This is a genomic window from Qipengyuania rhodophyticola (assembly GCF_042493225.1).
GTDB lineage: Bacteria > Pseudomonadota > Alphaproteobacteria > Sphingomonadales > Sphingomonadaceae > Erythrobacter.
In genome coordinates, this window is record NZ_CP170454.1 from 816275 (window position 1) to 836142 (window position 19868).

At 58.4% G+C, this 19868-nt stretch carries 18 protein-coding genes; 9 read left to right on the forward strand and 9 right to left on the reverse strand.

The features are described from left to right. Window positions 1–14: 14 nt before the first annotated feature. The 4 genes from ACFCXQ_RS03875 to ACFCXQ_RS03890 form a co-directional block, all read right to left on the reverse strand. Complete coding sequence (locus tag ACFCXQ_RS03875; RefSeq protein ID WP_379553262.1) at window positions 15–1100, reverse strand: YjgN family protein; 1086 nt, start codon at window positions 1098–1100, stop codon at window positions 15–17. A gap of 93 nt (window positions 1101–1193) precedes the next feature. Next, entirely contained in the window at window positions 1194–1388 is a 195-nt protein-coding gene (locus tag ACFCXQ_RS03880; protein WP_379553264.1) for a helix-turn-helix transcriptional regulator, read from the reverse strand. Then, window positions 1385–1807: a hypothetical protein gene (locus ACFCXQ_RS03885; protein ID WP_379553266.1), complete on the reverse strand. Its 423-nt coding sequence runs from the start codon at window positions 1805–1807 to the stop codon at window positions 1385–1387. The genes ACFCXQ_RS03880 and ACFCXQ_RS03885 overlap by 4 nt, the downstream gene beginning before the upstream one ends. Further along, entirely contained in the window at window positions 1804–1980 is a 177-nt protein-coding gene (locus ACFCXQ_RS03890; RefSeq protein WP_379553268.1) for a hypothetical protein, read from the reverse strand. Before ACFCXQ_RS03890 ends, ACFCXQ_RS03885 begins: the two co-directional genes overlap by 4 nt. Before the next feature lie 175 nt (window positions 1981–2155). Here ACFCXQ_RS03890 and ACFCXQ_RS03895 point away from each other — a divergent pair, with 175 nt between their 5' ends. The 3 genes from ACFCXQ_RS03895 to ACFCXQ_RS03905 all read left to right on the forward strand — a co-directional run bounded on the left by ACFCXQ_RS03895 (window position 2156) and on the right by ACFCXQ_RS03905 (window position 6886). Beyond that, window positions 2156–3832 (forward strand): alkaline phosphatase D family protein, encoded by a 1677-nt coding sequence (locus ACFCXQ_RS03895; RefSeq protein WP_379553270.1) that lies wholly within the window; start codon window positions 2156–2158, stop codon window positions 3830–3832. A gap of 238 nt (window positions 3833–4070) precedes the next feature. After that, window positions 4071–6125 (forward strand): threonine--tRNA ligase, encoded by a 2055-nt coding sequence (thrS, locus tag ACFCXQ_RS03900; RefSeq protein ID WP_379553272.1) that lies wholly within the window; start codon window positions 4071–4073, stop codon window positions 6123–6125. A gap of 5 nt (window positions 6126–6130) precedes the next feature. Next, complete coding sequence (locus ACFCXQ_RS03905) at window positions 6131–6886, forward strand: TSUP family transporter (RefSeq protein ID WP_379553274.1); 756 nt, start codon at window positions 6131–6133, stop codon at window positions 6884–6886. A 110-nt stretch (window positions 6887–6996) separates the two neighbouring features. Here the strand turns inward: ACFCXQ_RS03905 and ACFCXQ_RS03910 are convergent, their stop codons facing one another. From ACFCXQ_RS03910 to ACFCXQ_RS03925, 4 genes are all read right to left on the reverse strand, one after another. Further along, on the reverse strand, window positions 6997–7788 hold the full coding sequence (locus tag ACFCXQ_RS03910; RefSeq protein ID WP_379553276.1) for a DUF1223 domain-containing protein: 792 nt from the start codon (window positions 7786–7788) through the stop codon (window positions 6997–6999). A 142-nt stretch (window positions 7789–7930) separates the two neighbouring features. Continuing rightward, window positions 7931–8068: a hypothetical protein gene (locus ACFCXQ_RS03915; RefSeq protein ID WP_379553277.1), complete on the reverse strand. Its 138-nt coding sequence runs from the start codon at window positions 8066–8068 to the stop codon at window positions 7931–7933. A gap of 72 nt (window positions 8069–8140) precedes the next feature. Next, window positions 8141–9133: an agmatine deiminase family protein gene (locus ACFCXQ_RS03920; RefSeq protein WP_379553279.1), complete on the reverse strand. Its 993-nt coding sequence runs from the start codon at window positions 9131–9133 to the stop codon at window positions 8141–8143. Window positions 9134–9157: 24 nt separating this feature from the next. Next, window positions 9158–10867 (reverse strand): M28 family metallopeptidase, encoded by a 1710-nt coding sequence (locus tag ACFCXQ_RS03925; protein ID WP_379553281.1) that lies wholly within the window; start codon window positions 10865–10867, stop codon window positions 9158–9160. A gap of 120 nt (window positions 10868–10987) precedes the next feature. Between ACFCXQ_RS03925 and glnE the strand changes: the two genes are divergently transcribed. The 6 genes from glnE (at window position 10988) to ACFCXQ_RS03955 (ending at window position 18889) form a co-directional block, all read left to right on the forward strand. Next, window positions 10988–13708 (forward strand): bifunctional [glutamate--ammonia ligase]-adenylyl-L-tyrosine phosphorylase/[glutamate--ammonia-ligase] adenylyltransferase, encoded by a 2721-nt coding sequence (gene glnE / locus ACFCXQ_RS03930; RefSeq protein WP_379553283.1) that lies wholly within the window; start codon window positions 10988–10990, stop codon window positions 13706–13708. After that, window positions 13701–14174: a peroxiredoxin gene (locus ACFCXQ_RS03935; protein WP_379553285.1), complete on the forward strand. Its 474-nt coding sequence runs from the start codon at window positions 13701–13703 to the stop codon at window positions 14172–14174. The genes glnE and ACFCXQ_RS03935 overlap by 8 nt, the downstream gene beginning before the upstream one ends. Beyond that, window positions 14171–15010, forward strand: a complete 840-nt coding sequence (locus ACFCXQ_RS03940; RefSeq protein WP_379553287.1) for a ferritin-like domain-containing protein — start codon at window positions 14171–14173, stop codon at window positions 15008–15010. The genes ACFCXQ_RS03935 and ACFCXQ_RS03940 overlap by 4 nt, the downstream gene beginning before the upstream one ends. A gap of 144 nt (window positions 15011–15154) precedes the next feature. Next, window positions 15155–15859: a M23 family metallopeptidase gene (locus ACFCXQ_RS03945; RefSeq protein WP_379553289.1), complete on the forward strand. Its 705-nt coding sequence runs from the start codon at window positions 15155–15157 to the stop codon at window positions 15857–15859. A gap of 202 nt (window positions 15860–16061) precedes the next feature. Beyond that, complete coding sequence (locus tag ACFCXQ_RS03950; protein WP_379553291.1) at window positions 16062–17594, forward strand: acyl-CoA synthetase; 1533 nt, start codon at window positions 16062–16064, stop codon at window positions 17592–17594. 2 nt (window positions 17595–17596) lie between these two features. Beyond that, window positions 17597–18889: a cytochrome P450 gene (locus ACFCXQ_RS03955; protein WP_379553293.1), complete on the forward strand. Its 1293-nt coding sequence runs from the start codon at window positions 17597–17599 to the stop codon at window positions 18887–18889. A 51-nt stretch (window positions 18890–18940) separates the two neighbouring features. Here ACFCXQ_RS03955 and galU read toward each other — a convergent pair whose 3' ends face one another. Beyond that, entirely contained in the window at window positions 18941–19822 is an 882-nt protein-coding gene (galU, locus tag ACFCXQ_RS03960) for a UTP--glucose-1-phosphate uridylyltransferase GalU (RefSeq protein ID WP_379553295.1), read from the reverse strand. Between the last annotated feature and the right edge of the window lie 46 nt (window positions 19823–19868).

Sequence of the window (19868 nt, forward strand, 5' to 3'; positions counted from 1 at the left end):
GCTGAGTGCTTACGCTAGATCGCACCGACATCAAAGGCATCAAGCAAGCCCTCGCCGGTTTGCGAGTCGGACGTTTGCGACTGGGTGAGCTCATCGAGCACAATCTCGCCGCCTGCCTCCATATGCGTCATGAAGAATTTCCAATGACGATAGGAGAGGAAGATATACCCTACACCCAATGTGAAAATCACCAGCGCGAAGTCACCCAAGAACAATATCAGCCAGTCTTTGGTTGATGCGGTAAATTCAAAATGCAGGTCTTTCCACTGCGTGCCGCCGACAACTACCTCGTAGAACTTGGAGTAAAACGCGACAGCGATGAGGCCTATAAGCAGATAGAAAACCAGCAGCCCGATAAATATGCCGAACATGCCGCCCGCCATTGCGCCCTCTTCGCCGCCCAAGCCGTAGCCAGCGCCAGCACCCAGCAATGCGGCAATGCCGCCTGCGACGAAGATGAGGAACGGCGCGAGATAGAAAAGAAGAAAGCGCAGCAGCACTTCGCCGCTCTCTGCGTAAGCTTCAAACTTATGCGGGCCAAAGCTCATTTTGCTCCAGCGTTCATTCCACAGGCTGACCATGGCCCATGGTGTGAGAAGGCCAGCGGTGAAATATCCGGCCATATTCTTCCACATATAGGAAAGGCCGAAGGTGAAGCCCTGGTCATCGCTACCACCTCGAATTCCGCGCCAGCGCGTGCGCGACAGCCGGTACCGCAAGGCCCGATAGCGGGCGACGCCGGTGAAATAGAAGATCACGATGAACATTGTGAGCGTGATCAGCGCGGCCAACCCCTCGTACCCGCGGAAGATTGCGCCTTGGGTGATCAAGGTGATGATCGAGAACGGCAGCAGCAAGACCACCGCCACGATCAAGAAGCCAAAGAACAGCTCTTTACCCGTGCCGGCCCATTCGAGGTTTTCATCGACAAAGCGGCTGCGCGACCACAGATATTGCCGCTCGCGCGTGGTGGCCCAAAACCGGTAAATGCCCAGAGTGACAATCGTCAAAAGCAGATTGGTAAAGGCAATCGGGGCAAATTCCTGCCACGTACCCTCAAAAGCAAAAGCGCTGTCTGCTTGGCCGTTACTCTCTTCCATTAAACTGACCCGATCCCCGTCAAAACACTCACGAGGTGGACTGTTCGTGCCGCCTGCGCACAAGTCAAGTAACTTGGCGAAGTTGACGGGAGATTATTGGTCGCGCTCGAAGATCTCTTCGATTGCCAATGCGAATACATCGGCGATCTTGAAAGCCAGCGGCAAGGACGGGTTATAGCGCCCCTTTTCAATCGCATTGACGCTTTGGCGCGAGACGCCCAGCTGATCGGCGAGATCCTGCTGGCTCCAATCGCGTTCCGCGCGGAGAACTTTGAGGCGGTTCTTCACCAGGGGTTACCCCAATCGCCCATAGTGATCCGATTGTAGAGCCCGCCAAAGCCCAGCCCGATAAACCAGAAGAATGCCGCGCCAAATCCGCCATTGCCGGGCGGGAGGATGTCAAAATTCTGCAGCCACTGCCAGATTGTCATTATGGTCAGGCAGAAGCCTGTCGCAAACAGACACTGGCGCACGATAAGCATGCGGATGTACTCGTCGGTTTCCTCGACGAGAAGTCGCATGACCGCCCAGAAAACGCCGATCAGGGGGAGCGCTGGTAACACAGCTAGTGCCCAGGCGGCTGGACCGTCTGGCTTGAAAGTTTGAAAGATCCATTTCGTTGCTACGAGCAAGATGAGGTAAAGCGCCATGAGGCTGGCGACGCGGATGATGTAGCGCCGCGTGGCTCCGCTGGTGCACTTGTTCATTTTGCGCATGCTCCCTGACAGGAGCCGCGCGTGTAAAGCGAACCATAAGCGGCACCTGTCAGGCCCATGATGATGCCAAATGATGCGCTATCGCTCAGCCCCTGCCCATTGGCGACAAAAGCTGCCGCGATGATGATGGATGCCCAGATAAGGGCCTTCGATTGGATAGACATATGTCAAACTCCCTTTCAACTATGGAAAGGGTACTTGTCATTGATTCGATCTAATGTCAAGCAAACTTTCCAAAAGGGAGCGAGTGCTTGTCTTTCATACTCTCTTTCAATTGAAGTCCTTGTCACCGCAGCTTCATCTGAGCCATGCAGAAAGGTGAGAAGAGGAGAACGCTTCATGTCCATTGCCGAGCCGCCCCAATCTGCCCCATTGCCAGCGCTGGATCGGCGCACGTTGTTGAAAAGCGGCGGTCTGGGCCTCGGTCTCGGCGCCAGTCTCGCAGCGAGCCCACTGGCGGCGCAAATGGGCGGGCAAGGCTTTACGCATGGCATCGCAAGCGGAGAGCCGTCGCAGAGCTCGGTATTGCTCTGGACCCGGTTTGCGGCGGATCAGAGCACCACTATCGAATGGACAGTGAGCGAAAATCCCGACTTTAGTGCGGTCGTGTCGGAAGGCTCCGCCACAGCTCATCCCAATAGCGATTGGTGCGCAAAAAGCGTGGCGGACGATCTGGAGCCTGGCCGCTGGTATTATTACCGTTTCATCGCCCCCGACGGCTCGGCTTCTGATATCGGCCGCACCCGCACTTTGCCCGAGGGACCGACAGAGCAATTCCGCATGGCGGTATTCTCCTGCTCGAACATTGGGTTCGGCTGGTTCAATGCCTATGCCCATTTAGCAGAGGCAAATGATGTTGATCTGGTCTATCACGCGGGCGACTATTTCTACGAATATGCGCCGGGCACTTATCCCAGCGTTGATCAGGCTTTGACCGAGCGGTTGGGCCTAGACCCAGCGAGTGAGACGGTCAGCCTTGCCGATTACCGGCTGCGTTTTGCGACCTATCGCCGCGACCGCGATCTTCAGCGACTGCATCAGATGTATCCGATGATTTCGGGCTGGGATGACCACGAAAGCACCAATGATAGTTATGCGACCGGCGCGCAGAATCATCAGCCAGAGACAGAAGGTGATTGGGACGTGCGCAAGCGCGCGGCCATGCGGGCTTACCGTGAATGGATGCCGGTTTCCGACAATCCGTGGGAGGCTTATGAGATTGGCGATCTGGCAACGATATACCGGCTCGAGACCCGGCTGACATCGCGCGGCAAGCCGGCGAGTTTTGCGGAACTTCTGCGCGGGTCACAATCGCCCGAAACGGCGCTGGCTTCGCTCACTGACTTTCGTGACGGCGCATATCTCGACCCAGCGCGCCATATGCTGGGCACCGCCCAAGAGGAATGGCTTGCCAGCGGCATGAAGGCCTCTCGCGGTGCCGGAAAAACGTGGCAAGTGCTCGCGCAGCAAGTGCTCATGGGCCGTGTCGCAACGCCCGTTTCCTTCGCTGATGCGCTGCCGGAGAACGTGCCAGATTTCGTGCGTCAGCGCGTGGTTGCGGGCGCGATGGCGAGCCGTGCGGGGCTGCCGCTTAATATGGATGCGTGGGATGGATACCCGGCGGCGAGGGGCCGCGTGTTTGAGGCGGCGTTGAATGCCAATGCAAACCTCATTTCGCTTGCTGGGGACACGCATAACGCCTGGGCGTTTGAACTCGCGCATGAGGGCGCAGCTGTAGGCGTTGAATTTGGCGGGCAATCTGTGACCTCGCCGGGTTTTGAGAACTTCTTGGGCGGGGTGGATGAACGGCTTGTTTCCGGCGCTTTGGTTCAGGAAAACGCACAGCTTAGCTGGGCGAACACGACAAAGCGCGGCTATATGGTGGTGGAGCTAACGCCAAGCCGCGCAACAAGCGAATATCGTTTCCTTGATGGGGTGCGAGCGCGCGGCACTGCGCTTTCGGGAACACAGCGTATCGCAAGCGAAGCAGGAAGTCACAAGCTCACCCTTTCTTGAAGCTTTAACCAATCTCGCTTATGTGCCTCCGCATGGCAAAGGCTAACCGTGTAACGACCACTACCACCACCTCGGGCGACCGGGGGCGTTTGGTAGCGGGCTAAGCTCACCACCAAGTGTCATCCGGTTTCGGGTGGCGCGATGTCCTCCTGAAATCGGAAACTAATCTTCACATCGCACTTCAAGCGCGCGATTGGCTGTGCCATGGGCGTGTCAAACGAGATGACAAGAGATACCCATGACGGAATTACTCAAGATTAGCCTGCCCGATGGCTCGGTGCGCGAGATGGAGCCGGGCAGCACGCCATATGATGTCGCTGCCGCGATTGGCCCCGGCCTTGCGAAAGCAGCCATTGCCGCGCGTGTGGACGGAGAGGTGCGCGATATTGGCCGGCCTTTTGACGGTGATGCTGAGCTCGCGCTGATCACTGCGCGCGATGAAGCCGACGCACTGGAGCTGGCGCGGCATGACTTTGCGCATGTGCTCGCTGAAGCGGTTCAGGCGCTGTATCCCGGCACGCAAATCACTTTCGGTCCGGCGACTGACGATGGCTTTTATTACGACGTCAAAGCGCCCGACAGTCGCCCCCCGTTCAGCGCCGATGATCTCCCTGCAATTGAAGAGAAAATGCGCGAGATTATTCGGGCGGATAAGCCGCTGGTCCGTGAGGTATGGTCGCGTGCGGATCTCATCGCAAAATGGGAAGCTGATGGCGAAGTCTTTAAGGCCGAATGGGCGCAGGAATTGCCCGAAAATGAGGAGCTGACCGTCTATTGGTCGGGCGAACCCGGCAGCGAGGGCGCATGGCTTGATATGTGCCGCGGACCGCACCTTGCCTCCACGGGCAAGCTCGACCCGGACGCCTTCAAATTGATGCGTGTCGCAGGCGCCTATTGGCGCGGTGACCAGCGCAACCCTCAGCTGACGCGGATTTACGGCACCGGCTGGCTCAACAAGAAACAGCTTAAGCAGCACCTGCATAATCTGGAGGAAGCGGCCAAGCGCGATCACCGCAAGCTGGGCAAGGAAATGGACTTGTTCCACTTGCAGGAAGAGGCCCATGGCAGCGTCTTCTGGCACCCCAAAGGCTATATGATCTGGCGCGAGCTGGAGGCCTATATGCGCCGAAAGATGGACGCCGCTGGCTATCAAGAAATCAAGACGCCGCAAGTAATGGATGTGCGCCAATGGGAGCAATCCGGGCACTGGGGCAAATATGCTGAAAACATGTTTGCCGTGCCGGACATTGTGCCTGAAGTGGACGAGGGCGGCGATGCGGTTTCTGCCGCGCCCGCCGTCGCCGATGATGCGCGGTGGATGGCGATCAAGCCGATGAATTGCCCTGCTCACGTGCTGGTCTTCAAGCAAGGCATTACCTCTTACAAAGACCTGCCGATCCGTCTCGGCGAAATGGGCTGTTGCCACCGCAACGAACCGCATGGCGCGCTCCACGGGCTGATGCGGGTGCGTCAGTTCACTCAGGATGATGCGCATATTTTCTGCACTGAGGCCCAGGTGGTCGAGGAAGTTCGCGCCTTCTGCAAGCTCGCCGACAGCGTCTATAAGGACTTCGGTTTTGACTATCACGTCAAGCTCGCCCTGCGCCCGGAAAAGCGGTTCGGCAGTGAGGCCGACTGGGACAAGGCAGAACAGGAACTCCGCGATGCCGTCGCTGAGGCGGGCATGGCGAATGACGAGTATGGCTGGGAGGAATTGCCGGGCGAAGGCGCATTTTATGCACCAAAGCTCGAATGGCATTTGACCGACGCGATTGGCCGGACCTGGCAAGTCGGCACGGTTCAGGGTGACCGCGTACTGCCCGACCGGCTCGATGCGACATATGTGGGCGAGGATGGCGGACGCCACCGTCCTGTGATGCTCCACCGCGCGATTTTCGGCTCCTATGAGCGCTTTATCGGCATTTTGATTGAGCACTTTGCGGGCCGTCTGCCGGTATGGCTTGCGCCAACCCAAGTGGTGGTCGCAACGATCACCTCGGATGCGGATGAGTATGGGCAGAAAGTGGCCGACAAACTCGCCGCTGCTGGCATTCGGGTCGAGACTGATTTCCGCAATGAGAAGATCAATTACAAGGTGCGCGAGCACAGCCTTGCCAAAGTCCCGCATATGATGGTTGTCGGCATGCGCGAGGCGGAGGAGGGCACCGTCGCGATGCGCACGCTTGGCGAGAAGCAGCAGCAAGTGCTCTCGCTGGAGGACGCTCTGGCTCAGGTCAGCGCCGAGGCAACGCCGCCTGATTTGCGCGGCACTGAGGATAGCGCAGCGGCCTGACGCTAATGGAATATGCCCTCGGTCTTCTGTCAGGCTACAGCGTCTGGCAGCTCGGCGCGGCACTCGCCGCGACGCTTGGCTCCGCCTTTGTACGGGGCCTTACTGGCTTTGGCATGGCGATCTTGCTGGTGCCGATATTGGCGCTTGCTCTGCCGCCGGTTGAATCGGTGATTGTCGCGAACTTCCTCTCCCTGTTTATCGGGCTGGTTGAGATCAAGCGGCTGGTGACAGGCGCGGAAAAAACCGCATGGTCGCTCTCGCTGCTGGTTCTGCTGTTTACCCCGCTTGGGCTCTATGCGTTGGCGGTAACCTCGCCTGATATCGCGCGCTTTGTGATAGCCATGATCGCTTTGTCTGCCTTTGTCGCAATCCTGATCCCGCGCAAGAATCAGAGCGCACCCGGACGTGCCGCGACGGGCGTTGTCGGGCTCATCAGTGGGCTTATGACGGGCTATGCGGGCATGCCGGGGCCGCCCGTTGTGCCATATTATGTCGGCCGCAATCTCCCGCGCGAGACGGCCAAAACCTCGATGATGTTGGTTTTCACAGTCGCTGGCTTGGCCGGAATTGCCTCAGCGATTGTGCTGGGCCTGGTCCGCTTGGAATTAGCTTTGCTCGCCGCCGCGCTGTTTCCGGCAGTGCTGATTGGAAACAAGATAGGGCACGGTGCCTCGGGCCAAATCAGTGACACTGCCTGGCGAATTTTCGTTGGGCTGGTTCTGGCAGGCGCAGCCGTCGCAGCGCTGCTTAGGCTGCTTTAGGTGATTTCGATCCTAGCCGCCCACTCCCTCCACCCTTCCACCCGGAGCATGCCTGAGTAAACTCCGGGTGGAAGGGTGGAGGGAGTGGGCGGCTAGGGAATCCCAGATAACTAACTCGCGCCATTCTCCTCGCCGCGCACCACATAGCGCGCAGCGAGGATGGGACCGGCGTTTTTGCTACGCAGGAGGAGTGCGTAGCGGTCGGCCCCAATGTGGCTCAACTGGTTAGGTGTAATTGTGAAGGACGCTTTGCCGCCATTCCATTCGCCAAGGCGTGTCTCATCGACGACTACATTGGTGTAATTGACGGTGCGGCCGCCATTTTCGCCGCGGCCAATTTTGACCGACACATGGCTATCGAGTGCAACCAAAGTCAGGTGCGCTGTCTTGGATGTGTCACCAGCGACGCCGATGATTACTGAGCCGTCATCTTGTGGGCGCAGCGCGAGGGCGGCGGGTGCTTTGGCCGACTGTTTGATATATTGGCGAACAATCGCTTCGTTAGAGCCAACGGTGCCCCGCTGTCCGTCAACGACGACTTGTGGGGTGTAAACGCCATTGCGGCCGGAAAGGCCTTGGAAGGCATAGTCGCGCTGTAATGTGGTGTTCTCTTCACGGGCGAGCGTGTCTTTCCAGCCAAGCCGGTCCCAATAGGTTACGGGTCGTGAGATAACGACAAGGTTGTCTTCCTTGGCGAGTTTTGCCGCCACCCGATCTGCGGGTGGGCATGATGAGCAGCCCTGACTGGTGAAAAGCTCAATCGCCACCGGGGTTTCGGGCGTTTCGACCACAATCGGCCCGGCCATTAGGGCAGTGCTTGGCGCCCCAAATGTGAGGAATACGCCAACGGTCGCTAGTGTTCCCAGAATTGTCGCAGGAATGATGGGGGGAAGATAAGACATAACGCGCGCTTTCTATGGCAGGTTTACTGATGCCATTCGTGCGCGTGGCGCGATTAGTTACGCGGTGGACGCGCAATTATGTGCTTTGCCAAGGGCGAAAGCCCAAGTTTTCCGGTAAGAGCGCCGGCTTAATGCGCCAATCTTAAAGCGGCAGAACGGGCCCAGCCATCACCAATGCGACGCCGCATACACACACGATTGCTGCGCGCAGAATCTCAGCAGGATGTGCGAGCTGCGTGCGAGCCATGTGGGCCGAGGTGAGGGCGATTGCTTTAGCCATACGAGGGTTTTCGGCCAAGAACCCTAACGAAAGGTAAAGATTAACCTTTTTGCACGCGCGAAACTCGCCATCTTACCATGCTTTACAAATGCTCGGCATTTGCTGGCTCGCGCAATGGAAACCGCCGCCGCCCGCCAGCACGGCATCTGCGGGCAGGCCGATGGTTTCACGATCCGGGAATAGCTCCGCAATCGCTGCTACTCCGTCCTTGTCATGGGGCGAGCCGAACGTCGGCACGACCACCAGATGCGTCGTGATCGCGAAATTGGCGTAGCTCGCGGGTTCGATTTGGCCGTTTCGCTCTATTCGTCCCGGTGAAGGAACATCGCGTACAATCACGCCAAAGGCCTCGGCGCGGCGGCGCGCATCGGCATAGATATGCGCATTGGGGTCATCGGGCCCTGTTGCGACCGACAAAGCGAGCGTATTCGACGCAACAAACCGCGCGAGATTGTCGACATGACCATCGGTGTGGTCGTTGATGAGGCCCTCGCCCAGCCACAACACACGATCGAAGCCGAGATCTTTGGCGAGCGCTGCGTCAATATCCGCGCGAGACATGCTCGAGTTGCGATTGGGGCTGAGCAAGCATTGCTCGGTTGTGACGCACAGGCCGGTGCCATCGCCATCAATCGCGCCGCCCTCCAAGATCCAGTCCGAGGTACTCAAAGGCAGACCCGCATCGCGCGCCAGCTCCGCGCCAATGCACTCATCGCCCGCCATCAGATATTTGCCGCCCCAGCCGTTAAAGCCAAAGCGCCGAGCCTCGCGAACGCCATCCTCTGAGCAAACAATCAGCGGGCCCGTGTCGCGCAGCCAGACATCGCCATAGACTCGGGCTTCCAACTGTACTGATGCACTGATCAGTTCCCGCGCACGCGCTGCATTAGTCTCATCGCGCACCAGCAGGCGTACCTCTTGCCCACTTTCCGCTACCGTATTGGCGAAGGCTGCGATCTGCTCTTGAGCGCGCGCAAAGGCGCGGCCCCACTCGCTCTCATCGTGAGGAAAGCCAATCCATAGCCAGTCTTGCGGCGCCCATTCGGGCGGCATCAGAAAAGTCATGGATCGGTTCGCAAGGTGACTGAATTAAGCGCCGCAGCCAGCGCCGGCGGCTTCGCAATCCTCGTCGCGCGTCCCGCGGAACTCATCGCCCTCGTTCCAGTTCGGCCAGCTGGTGCTTGTCGCAAGCATCCGTCCCAGACGATAGAAGAGCTGCAAATCGCCCATCACGCCTGACCAATCCCAATTCTCGTCGAACTCGTCTTTTGGCCCGTGATATTTGTTCTCGCGGTAATCCGCCGCGACCGCAGCACCTGCTTCGCGTCCGCCTTCGATGAGGTCTTCGCCGCCATCAACATAGAGCATGGGCACGCCGCGCTTGGCAAAGGCGAAGTGGTCGGAGCGGTAGTAATAGCCCGCCTCAGGGTTCGGGTTAGGTGTCGATACCCGACCGTCCAATTCCAACGCGGCTTCAAGGAAGGCATCAAGTTGAGATTTGCCGGGGCCGACCACGGTCACATCCTTGCTTTCCCCAGCGATGAGGAAGGCATCCATATTGATCCCGCCAACGGTCTGCGCGAGCGGGAAGACCGGGTTTTGCGCGTAATAATGTGCACCCAGCAGGCCCGATTCTTCCGCCGTTACGGCGAGGAAAACGAGACTGCGCGCAGGAGCGCCAGCCTTGGCATGGGCCTCTGCCAGCGCGACTAGAGCCGCTGTACCTGTCGCGTTATCAACCGCGCCATTGCAGATATTGTCGCCATCAGGCGCAGCCGTACAAATGCCCAAATGGTCCCAATGCGCGGTGTGAATGACATATTCGTCAGGCCGCTCTGCGCCGGGCAGAATACCGATCACATTTTGCGATTCGAACGTACGAATATCGTTCGCAAAGCTGGTTGAGGCAGTGAGGCCGAGAGGCACTGCCTCAAACCCGTCGGTCTTGGCCAGTGCGGACAATTCAGCAAGATCCTTGCCTGACGCAGCAAAGATTTGCTCAGCCGCTTCCTTTTGCACCCAGCCATTCATAATGGTCAGCGGCGGCGCGTTTTCGCCGCGCTGCGCATAGGCTTGCGGGCCGGACCAGCTACTCTCCACCACGTTCCAGCCGTAGGATGCTGGCGCCGTGTCGTGAACGATGATCGCGCCTGCTGCGCCTTGCTTTGCGGCTTCCTCATATTTGTAAGTCCAACGGCCATAATAAGTCATTGCCTTGCCGCCGAACGGGCCTTCGAGACTCTCTGTTCCAAAATCAGGATCGTTGACCAGAATGACGGCGGTTTTGCCCGTCATGTCGATGCCTTCGTAATCGTTCCAATCGCGCTCCGGCGCGTTAATGCCATAGCCGACGAACACCAATTCGCTGGCTTCCAACGAAGTCTCAGCATCTTCGCGGTAGGTTACGCCAACCCAGTCAGGGCCATAATTGAGCGCGATTTCTGTTTCACCGCCCGCAATCGTCAGCGGAGCGAAATCCTTGCCCGTGATTTCAACGAGCGGGACATTCTGAACCCATGATCCATCATTGCCGGGCTGAAGACCCGCCGCTTCAAACCGCTCAGTCAGCAGGGCGACTGTCTTTTCCTCGCCAATCGTGCCGGGCATGCGGCCTTGAAATTCGTCGAGTGATAGTTCGCGCGTGATATCAACCATGGTTGCCTGATTGATCTCGCCAGCGGCACTCTCAGGGATGTCGAGCGCAGCAGTGTCGCTGTCTTCCATCAGCGAGCATGCGGACAGGGCAATTGCACCGGCAAGACACGCGGTCATTCGGTGAAAGCGAGCAGCAAATTTCATGGATTTCTCTCAGAACATTGGGGTGATGGACTTCTGTTGTTGCAGAGGCTGCGTTGACAGGCAAGTCACCCATCGATCAACCGCTTGCGTATGGTGACGAGGGACGGCACTGAACAGTCTATGATACGCGATGGGCCAGACTGTGACTGGAAGGACGCGATTGGGCGTGCGCGCAGTCATGCGCCCTTCCTGGCCCAAGCGCTTGATCGGCGCGCGGATCTGGCGGAATTGCTGGAAAGCGGCGAGGGAGAGGCGGCGCTCACCGCAGCCAAAGCATCGGGTGAAGGTATCGCCGACACTGGCGTTGCGTTGCGGCGAGAACGGCTCGGCATTGCGCTAGTGCTGGCGATTGGCGATTTGGCGGGTGCCTTCCCTTTGGCGCGCGTGATGAGCGAGCTGAGCAGCTTTGCTGACCGCGCGCTGGAGCGGGCCATCAACGCGGCCATCGCGCGGCGCGTGCCCGATGCGCAGCCCGCTGGTTTTATCGCGCTGGCGCTGGGCAAGCATGGTGCAGGCGAGCTCAACTACAGCTCTGATATTGACCCGATCCTGCTGTATGACCCTGAGACTTTGCCGCGCCGCCCTCGCGATGAGCCCGGCGAGGCGGCCCAGCGTTATGCGCGCGAAATTGTCCGGCTGCTGTCCGACAATACCGCTGAGGGCTACGTTTTCCGCGTCGATTTGCGGCTGCGTCCAGCCTCTGAGGTAAGCCCGCTGGCGATCTCGCTTGGCGGGGCGACGACCCATTATGAAAGCCTTGCGGTCACTTGGGAGCGTGCGGCGTTTATTCGCGCGCGGGCGGCGGCGGGCGACATTGCGGCAGGAAGGGCCTTTCTGGAAACAATCCGCCCCTTTGTATGGCGCCGCAGTCTCGATTTTGGCGCGATTGAGGAGATTCGTAGCCTATCTGCACGGGTGCGGGCGCGCTATTCCGGGCGGCGATCAGTCGGTCCCGGCTTCAATGTGAAGCAAGGGCGCGGCGGCATTCGCGAGATTGAGTTTTTCGCGCAAACGCACCAGCTGATCCATGGTGGGCGCAATCCTGCTTTGCGATTGCGGGGGACGCGGGCCGCGCTTGATGCCTTGGCCGCGCACCAGATCATTTGCGATTCCGATGCGCAGCTTATGGGCGAGGCATATGACCGGCTGCGCAGCGCCGAGCACCGGTTGCAAATGGTCGAGGATCGGCAAACGCATGAACTGCCCAGCGATGCTGCGCTTGATGGGGTCGCCCAGCTTGACGGATTGGCGGATGGGGCGGCGCTGGTGAGCGAGCTGACCGCCATCTGCAAGCCGGTCAGCAAACTCTACGGCGTGCTGATTGATGAGCTAGATGAGGGCGCTGGGGAGGCTGGCGCAGCCAGCGAGGAACCGCTTGCTGCCCTCGCTGAGGAGCTGGAAGAGACACCGCCCGATGCTTTGGCTGAGCGCGTGATGGGCTGGACTGATGGACGGTATCGGGCGCTCAAAAGCCCCGCTGCACTCTCTGCCTTTGATGCCATTCAGCCACTCTTGCTCGAAGCGTTTGCTGCTAGCGACGATCCGGAAATGGCCTTGTCGCGCTGGGAAACGCTGCTCGCGCGGATGCCTACTGCGATCAATTTCTTCCGCCTGCTGGAGGCACGCCCGGCGCTGTTCGATTTGCTGATGAAATGCCTCGCAGTGGCTCCGCCTCTCGTGGAGGAAATCGCGCGACGGCCCGAATTGCTCGACATTCTCATTGATCACAGCGCGTTTGATTTACCCAGCGATGTGGCCCGCATTGAACGCGAGATCCGGCGTAACCATGCGCCCGATTATGAGCGACGGCTTGACCGCATTCGGATCATCACCAGCGAAAAGCGATTTGCGCTGGGCGTCCAACTGATCGAGGCGGCGCATGATCCGCTTGATATCGCAGCTGGGCTTTCGCGCGTTGCAGAGGCTGCGATTGGCGTTGCTGTGGCCGAGGCGAGCGCGGAATTTGCCGTGAAACATGGCCGTATTCCCGGCGCTGATCTGCTCGTTTTGGGCTTAGGCAGGCTGGGCGGCGGGGCTTTAACTCATGCCTCCGACCTCGATCTCATTTTCCTTCACAGCGATGGCGACCGAGAGGACTCAGATGGCGAGCGCCCGCTGAGCCAGACGTTGTACTTCAACCGCTTGGCCCAAAGAGTAAGCGCGGCGCTGAGTGTACCCACTGCTGAGGGCGCGCTGTATGAAGTGGATACCCGGCTGCGACCGCAAGGCGCGCAAGGGCCGCTGGCGGTAGGTCTTCGGGCGTTTGAAAAATATCAGAAAGAGGGCGCTTGGACGTGGGAGCATATGGCTCTTACCCGAGCGCGTATTCTGGCCGGGCCGCCTGATGCACGTGCTCAGCTGGACAAAACTATCGAGGGCATTTTACGCAGCCCCCGTGATCCTGAGGCGCTCAAGGTCAATGCCCTCGAAATGCGCGGTGAAATGGCGCAGCATAAACGCCCGAAAGGCCCGCTGGATGCGAAATTGCTGCGCGGCGGATTGGTCGATTTAGAGTTTTTGGTGCACACTTTGCAGCTGAGTGAAGGGGCGGCACTTGCCCCAAATTTGGCAGATGCGATTGCTCAGCTTGCGGGTTTGGGGCTGGTCGATAAAGAGCTTGGTGAGGCGCATGACACGCTGACGCGGATATTGGTGGGTACGCGGCTGCTCGCGCCGGAATTGGCCGAGCCTTCGCCTGCTGCTGCGGACGTTTTGGCGCAATTGGCCGGTCAGCCGGACCTTCCGGCGCTTTTGCGCGTATTAGAGGATGCACGGGGCTGCATTGCCGATCATTGGGGCCGCGTTTTTGGACAGAAATTGGAAGGTATAAGTGATGAGTGAATTTCCTGGCGAAGGCGATCTGGTCCCCGATATTGCAATGGGAACGCCCGATGGCGGCACGGTCAAACCAAGCGATTTCAAGGGCCAGAAGCTGGTGCTGTTCTTCTATCCCAAGGACAATACGCCGGGCTGCACGACTGAAGCGAAGGATTTTACAGCGCTCAAGCCCGAGTTCGACAAGGCGGGTACGGCGCTGCTCGGGGTCAGCAAGGATTCGGCCAAAAAGCACCAGAATTTTATTGCCAAGCACGATCTCACCACGCCGCTCGCGACGGATGCGGAGGAAGGCGGCCTGTCCGATGCGCTGGGCATTTGGACCGAGAAACAAATGTACGGCAAAACCTATATGGGCATGGTTCGCACGACTTATCTGGTCGGCACTGATGGCAAGATCGCCCGCGTTTGGAACAAGGTGAAAGTCAAAGAGCACGCCGCGCAGGTGCTGGAGGCTGCGCAAGCTCTATGAGCGCAGTGCAGGGTTCTTTGGGAGCGGCTATTCGCGCAGCATTGCTTACCGGGGATGCAAAGGGCAAAGTCTTTGCGACCCGCAAGCTGGTGCGTGATTGGCGGCAAGGGCGGCTATCCGCTGATTGCCTGAAAGATAGCTGGCCCGAGATGCCGCCGCGTCCAGCTTGGCCTGAAGCTCTGGTGGTTTCTACGCCGGGGCAAATGCCCAAACGCAGCAAGGGTACGTCTGAAAAAGGGCGCATCGCATTGTGGCATGCGCTGGCGCATATTGAATTTGTCGCGATTGATCTGGCGCTTGATATTGTCGGGCGGTTTGCGGCGCAGATAGAGGTGGATCTGGGCGCGGATGCCGCGCGCGAGTTCATCGATGATTTCCTCTCAGTGGCCGCAGATGAGGCGATGCACTTTGCCTTGCTTGACCGCAAGCTGGCGACGCTTGGCTCTTATTACACAGCTCTGCCCGCGCATGATGGCTTGTGGCAAGCGGCGGAAGATACCGCGCATGATGCCGCCGCGCGTCTGGCGATTGTCCCAATGGTCCTGGAGGCGCGTGGTCTTGACGTCACTCCGGCCACGCTCAACCGTGTGCGGGCGCAGGGCGATGAGAACGGTGCAAAAATACTTCAGCGAATCCTTGACGATGAAATTCGCCATGTCGGATTTGGCGCCAAGCATTTTGAGCGGATTTCCACTGTTAAGGGTTTGGAGTCCGCGATTCTGTGGCAAAATCTCGTAAAAACGCACTTTTCCGGGCGTCTCAAAGGGCCATTTAACGACTCAGCGCGTTCAGCCGCCGGTCTACCGCGCGATTTCTATCTTGGTATTGCTTCGTAAACTTTTGCACCGATAACAAAGGTTAACGCACGGTCCTCGTCGTTATGCACAGGATTGTGAGGTCGGAATATCCTCGGGGGGTGTGTCGATCAAAACAAACATCAAGCGCTTGCAAGGCGTCAAAAAAGAGATCGGGTCACACCTATGTATTCAACCATTGGCAAGTCGAAAGCTGGCGCTCTGTGCGCGGCTTTTGCAACCATGCTTGTGGCAGCGGCCCCGGCGCAAGCTGAAGATGGCTCTCCGATCGAGGTTGAAGAGAGTGCGCTTGCGCCAATTTCAAAAGTTCCGGTCGTGGGTGATCCGCTGACAGGTGCAGCGCATGATCGCCAGTTCAAACAGCTTTTCGCAAGCTGGGAATCGCTCGACGAAGGCAAGCCGACCACGACTAGCGTGGCGATTCCATCACGCTCACCGCTTGACGCAATGCGCCTGACGAGTGGTTATGGGATGCGCACTCACCCGATCCTCAAACGCCGCGCACGCCATAGAGGCGTTGATCTGGCGGCACCGACCGGCACGCCGGTTTATGCCACAGCTGATGGCGTGGTTGGCCGGGCAGACTGGTTCTCGAGCTATGGCCTCTACGTTAAGATCGATCACGGCGGTGCCTTGGAAACACGCTATGCCCACATGTCGAAACTGGCAGTCAATGCTGGCGAGCATGTGAAAAAGGGCGATGTAATAGGCTATGTTGGCTCGACTGGCCGCTCAACTGGCCCGCACCTTCACTATGAAGTCCGTGTAGACGGTCAAGATGTGAACCCAATTCAATTTATGAATGGGGCTGATGGGACAATGGCCTATCAGAAGGCGATGGGCGCTGGTATCGGCGGCGGCCCTGAGTAAGGCCGCTTCAGCCCGAAAGCTAAAAATTGAATTGAGATTTCGGCGATGGAGCGATCCGTCGCCGTTTTCGTATGCGCGGTTCCTTTCCGCCGGTCTACTGCACGAATTGTCTTGCCCGCGCCGCATGGAAAGCTAGGTTTCGTCTCGCAACTAGATGGCCCGCTAAAGAGGTCAAACAAAACAGCGAGATCTGGAGAGAGACATGCACCCTATTCAGCACGCGCAGACGCGCCCCGACCATCCGGCAGTCATTATGGCGGGCAGCGGCGAGACCATCACTTTTGGCGAGATGGATGCTGAGGCCAATCGGTTCGCGCAATTGCTGCGCGCGCATGGGTTCCGGCCCGATGATGCCTTCGCGGTGCTACTCGAAAACAGAATCGAGTTTTTCACGCTGATCTGGGGCTCGCAGCGCGCTGGCACGATGTTGGTGCCGATCTCGACGCGGCTGACAGCGCCTGAAATTAGCTACATCTTGAAGGATGCCGAAGCGAAGCTGCTGATCACCTCGCATGCCTTCGATGAGGTGATGCCAGCCATCCGCGAGGCATGCCCCGATTTGCCGGTGCTTATGATGGATGAGGATGGAGCGGAGGGTTTTGCCGAGGCTCTTGCCGCGCAGCCAACTGAGCCTATTTCTGACCAACAGGCGGGTCTGGTGATGCTCTATTCCTCAGGCACAACCGGCCGTCCCAAAGGCATTCGTCCTGCCCCGCCCGAAGACCCCGATCCGCAAGCTGCCAACCCGCTCATGGGTCTTGCGATTATGGGTGCTGGCATGCCCGCAGATGGTTCAATGGTCTATCTCTCGCCCGCGCCGCTTTATCACGCCGCGCCAATCGGCTGGTGCTCGACCGCGCACCGCCTGGGCGGGACGATTGTGATGATGGAGAAGTTTGAGCCGCACACTGCGCTGGAGGCGATCGAGAAGTACAAAGTCACTGACAGCCAGTGGGTGCCCACCCATTTTGTGCGTTTTCTGAAGCTGCCTGAGGAAGAGCGCACACGCTATGACCTTTCCAGTCACCAGCGCGCACTTCACGCCGCCGCGCCATGCCCTGTTCCGATAAAGCAGGAAATGATCGAGTGGTGGGGCCCCATTGTGAATGAGTATTATGCCGGGTCCGAAGGGATCGGCATGACCATGGTGAAATCCCCAGAGTGGCTGCAATATCCCGGCACTGTCGGCAAGGCGATCTATGGACAATTGCATGTCTGCGGGCCGGAGGGCGAGGAACTCCCCGCAGGCGAGGATGGGCTGATCTTCTATGAGAATGATCTGCTGCCGACCTATCACAATGACCCGGCCAAGACGAAAGAGGCGATGCATCCCAATGGCTGGATGACGCTGGGCGATATTGGCCATGTCAATGAGGAAGGCTTCCTGTTTCTGACTGACCGCAAGAGCCACATGATCATTTCAGGCGGGGTGAATATCTATCCGCAAGAGATCGAAAACCTGCTGGTGACCCATGACAAGGTAATGGACGCAGGCGTAATTGGTGCGCCATGCCCAGATCTAGGCGAGAAGGTTGTCGCCGTGGTGCAGCCGGTGGATATGGGCGATGCTGGGGATGCGTTGGAGCAAGAGCTGCGCGACTTCCTCGCCTCCGATCTCGCGCGGATAAAAATGCCCAAACTGTTCGACTTCCGCCCCGATTTGCCGCGCGAGGCGAATGGCAAGCTGTATAAGCGCGAATTGCGCGATGAGTTCGCGGCCAAGGCGGAGGCATAGTTATGACATCACAGCCGCTTACACTGCCGATTGACATTGCACGCTCGGTTATTGCACCAGAAAGCTATGCTGCCTGGGAGCCGCTGCTCGACACTTTTGATCGCCTGCGGGAAGAGGCTCCGGTCGCACGCATTGTCGCTGAGGATGACTCCTTTGAGCCGTTCTGGCTGATAACGCGCTATGATGACGTGATGCGGATTAGCAAGGATAACAAGACCTTCCTAAACAATCCCAAGCCTGTTGTTTTTGCGACGCGGGCAGCGACCGAGTTTTCGCGGCAAGCAACCGGATCGAACATGCTGGTGGATTCGCTGGTTGTGTTCGATGCGCCGATACACCCCAAATATCGCAAGCTGACGCAAGACTGGTTCATGCCGCGCAATCTGGAGAAAATTGAGAGTGAGATTCGCACGCTCGCGAATCGCCGGATTGACGCCATGATCGAGGCGGGACCGGAGGTCGATTTTGTGAAGCTGGTTGCAGCGCCCATGCCACTTCACGTTATCATGCAAATCCTTGGCATCCCTGAGGAAGACGAGCCGCGCATGTTGATGCTGACGCAACAAATGTTTGGCGGACAGGACGCTGATCTCTCAGGCTCGGGTATGGAGAACATGACGGCTGAACAAGTGGTTGAGCTGGTCGCCGGAGCGGTAAAGAGCTTTGAGGAGTATTTTGCCGGGATCGCTGCTGCGCGGCGGGCAAATCCGACTGACGATGTGGCCAGCGTGATCGCCAATGCGAAAGTTGACGGCGAGCCGCTGCCCGACCGCGATATGGCAGGCTATTACATAATCATGGCTGCGGCTGGGCACGACACGACATCGGCAACCATGTCGGGTGCAATGCTGGCGCTGGCGCGCGATCGAGAGCAATTCGCCAAAGTGAAAGCGGATCGCTCGCTTTTGCCGGGGCTCGTCGAGGAAGCGATCCGTTGGACCACTGCGGTCCAGCATTTTATGCGAACGGCAGCGGAAGACGTTGAGCTTGGCGGGCAGCAGGTGAAGGCAGGTGATTGGATGATGCTCAATTACGTTGCGGCCAATCACGACCCATCTCAATTTGACAATCCGCGCGATTTTGACGCGAGCCGTAGCCCCAATCGGCATATGGCCTTTGGGGCAGGCGCGCATCAATGCCTCGGGCTGCATCTTGCTCGGCTGCAGATCAAAGTGCTGTTTGATGCTTTGCTTGACCGGCTGGAGGGTGCCGAATTGGCAGGCGAGCCAGCTCGGTCAAAGTCAACATTCGTGGGCGGGCTAAAGACGCTACCGTTACGGATCACCGCCGGCTGATGCTCTGACGGCCGCGCCTCTATTTTGGCAAGCGTCTATTTTGGACATCGCTTACTTCAGCAGTCTCTGGGCCATTGCGCGCACGTCAGCGCCCATATCTTCTCGCTCCAGAGCCAGTGCCAGCGTCGCCTCGACAAAGCCAAGCTTGCTACCGCAGTCATAGCGATTGCCGTTGAAGGTCACCGCATGAAATGGCTGTGTCCCGATCATCTTGGCCATCGCGTCGGTTAGCTGGATTTCGCCTCCAGCACCCTTTTCCTGATTTTCGAGCGTGCGCATCACTTCAGGTTGCAGGATATAGCGACCTGAGACGATCTTGTTTGATGGCGCTTCCTCGACGGGTGGCTTTTCAACCAGGCCAGTCACCTCTGTTAGGTTTCCATTCTCGGCCCCCGGCTTGATGACGCCATAGCTGGAAACCTCTGAACGCGGGACTTCAAGCACGCTGATCACATTGCCGCCCGTTTGCGCATAGGCGTCAACCATTTGCTTCATGCAGCCGGTCCCCCCTTGATGGGCGACCATTAATTCGTCCGGAAGGAAGATCGCAAATGGCTCATCGCCTACAATCGCGCGGGCACACCAGATCGCATGACCCAGTCCCATCGGGACCTGCTGACGTACAGTGATGATGTCACCGGGTGTGGCGCGGGTGGGTTCTAGAACGCCCATATTCTTGCCGCGCTCACTCATGGTGCTTTCTAGCTCATAGGCGACATCGAAATGTTCAACGATGGCGGTCTTGCCGCGGCCTGTGACGAAGATCATTTGCTCGATCCCGGCCTCGCGGGCTTCATCCACCGCATATTGAATCAACGGGCGGTCAACGATGGGCAGCAATTCCTTAGGGATCGCTTTGGTCGCAGGTAAAAAGCGTGTGCCGAGCCCTGCTACGGGGAAGACGGCTTTTTTGATAGGTTTATGAGTGCTCATGATCGCCAATTACTCTTTGATTTCGTTCATCTATGCCACATTCAGG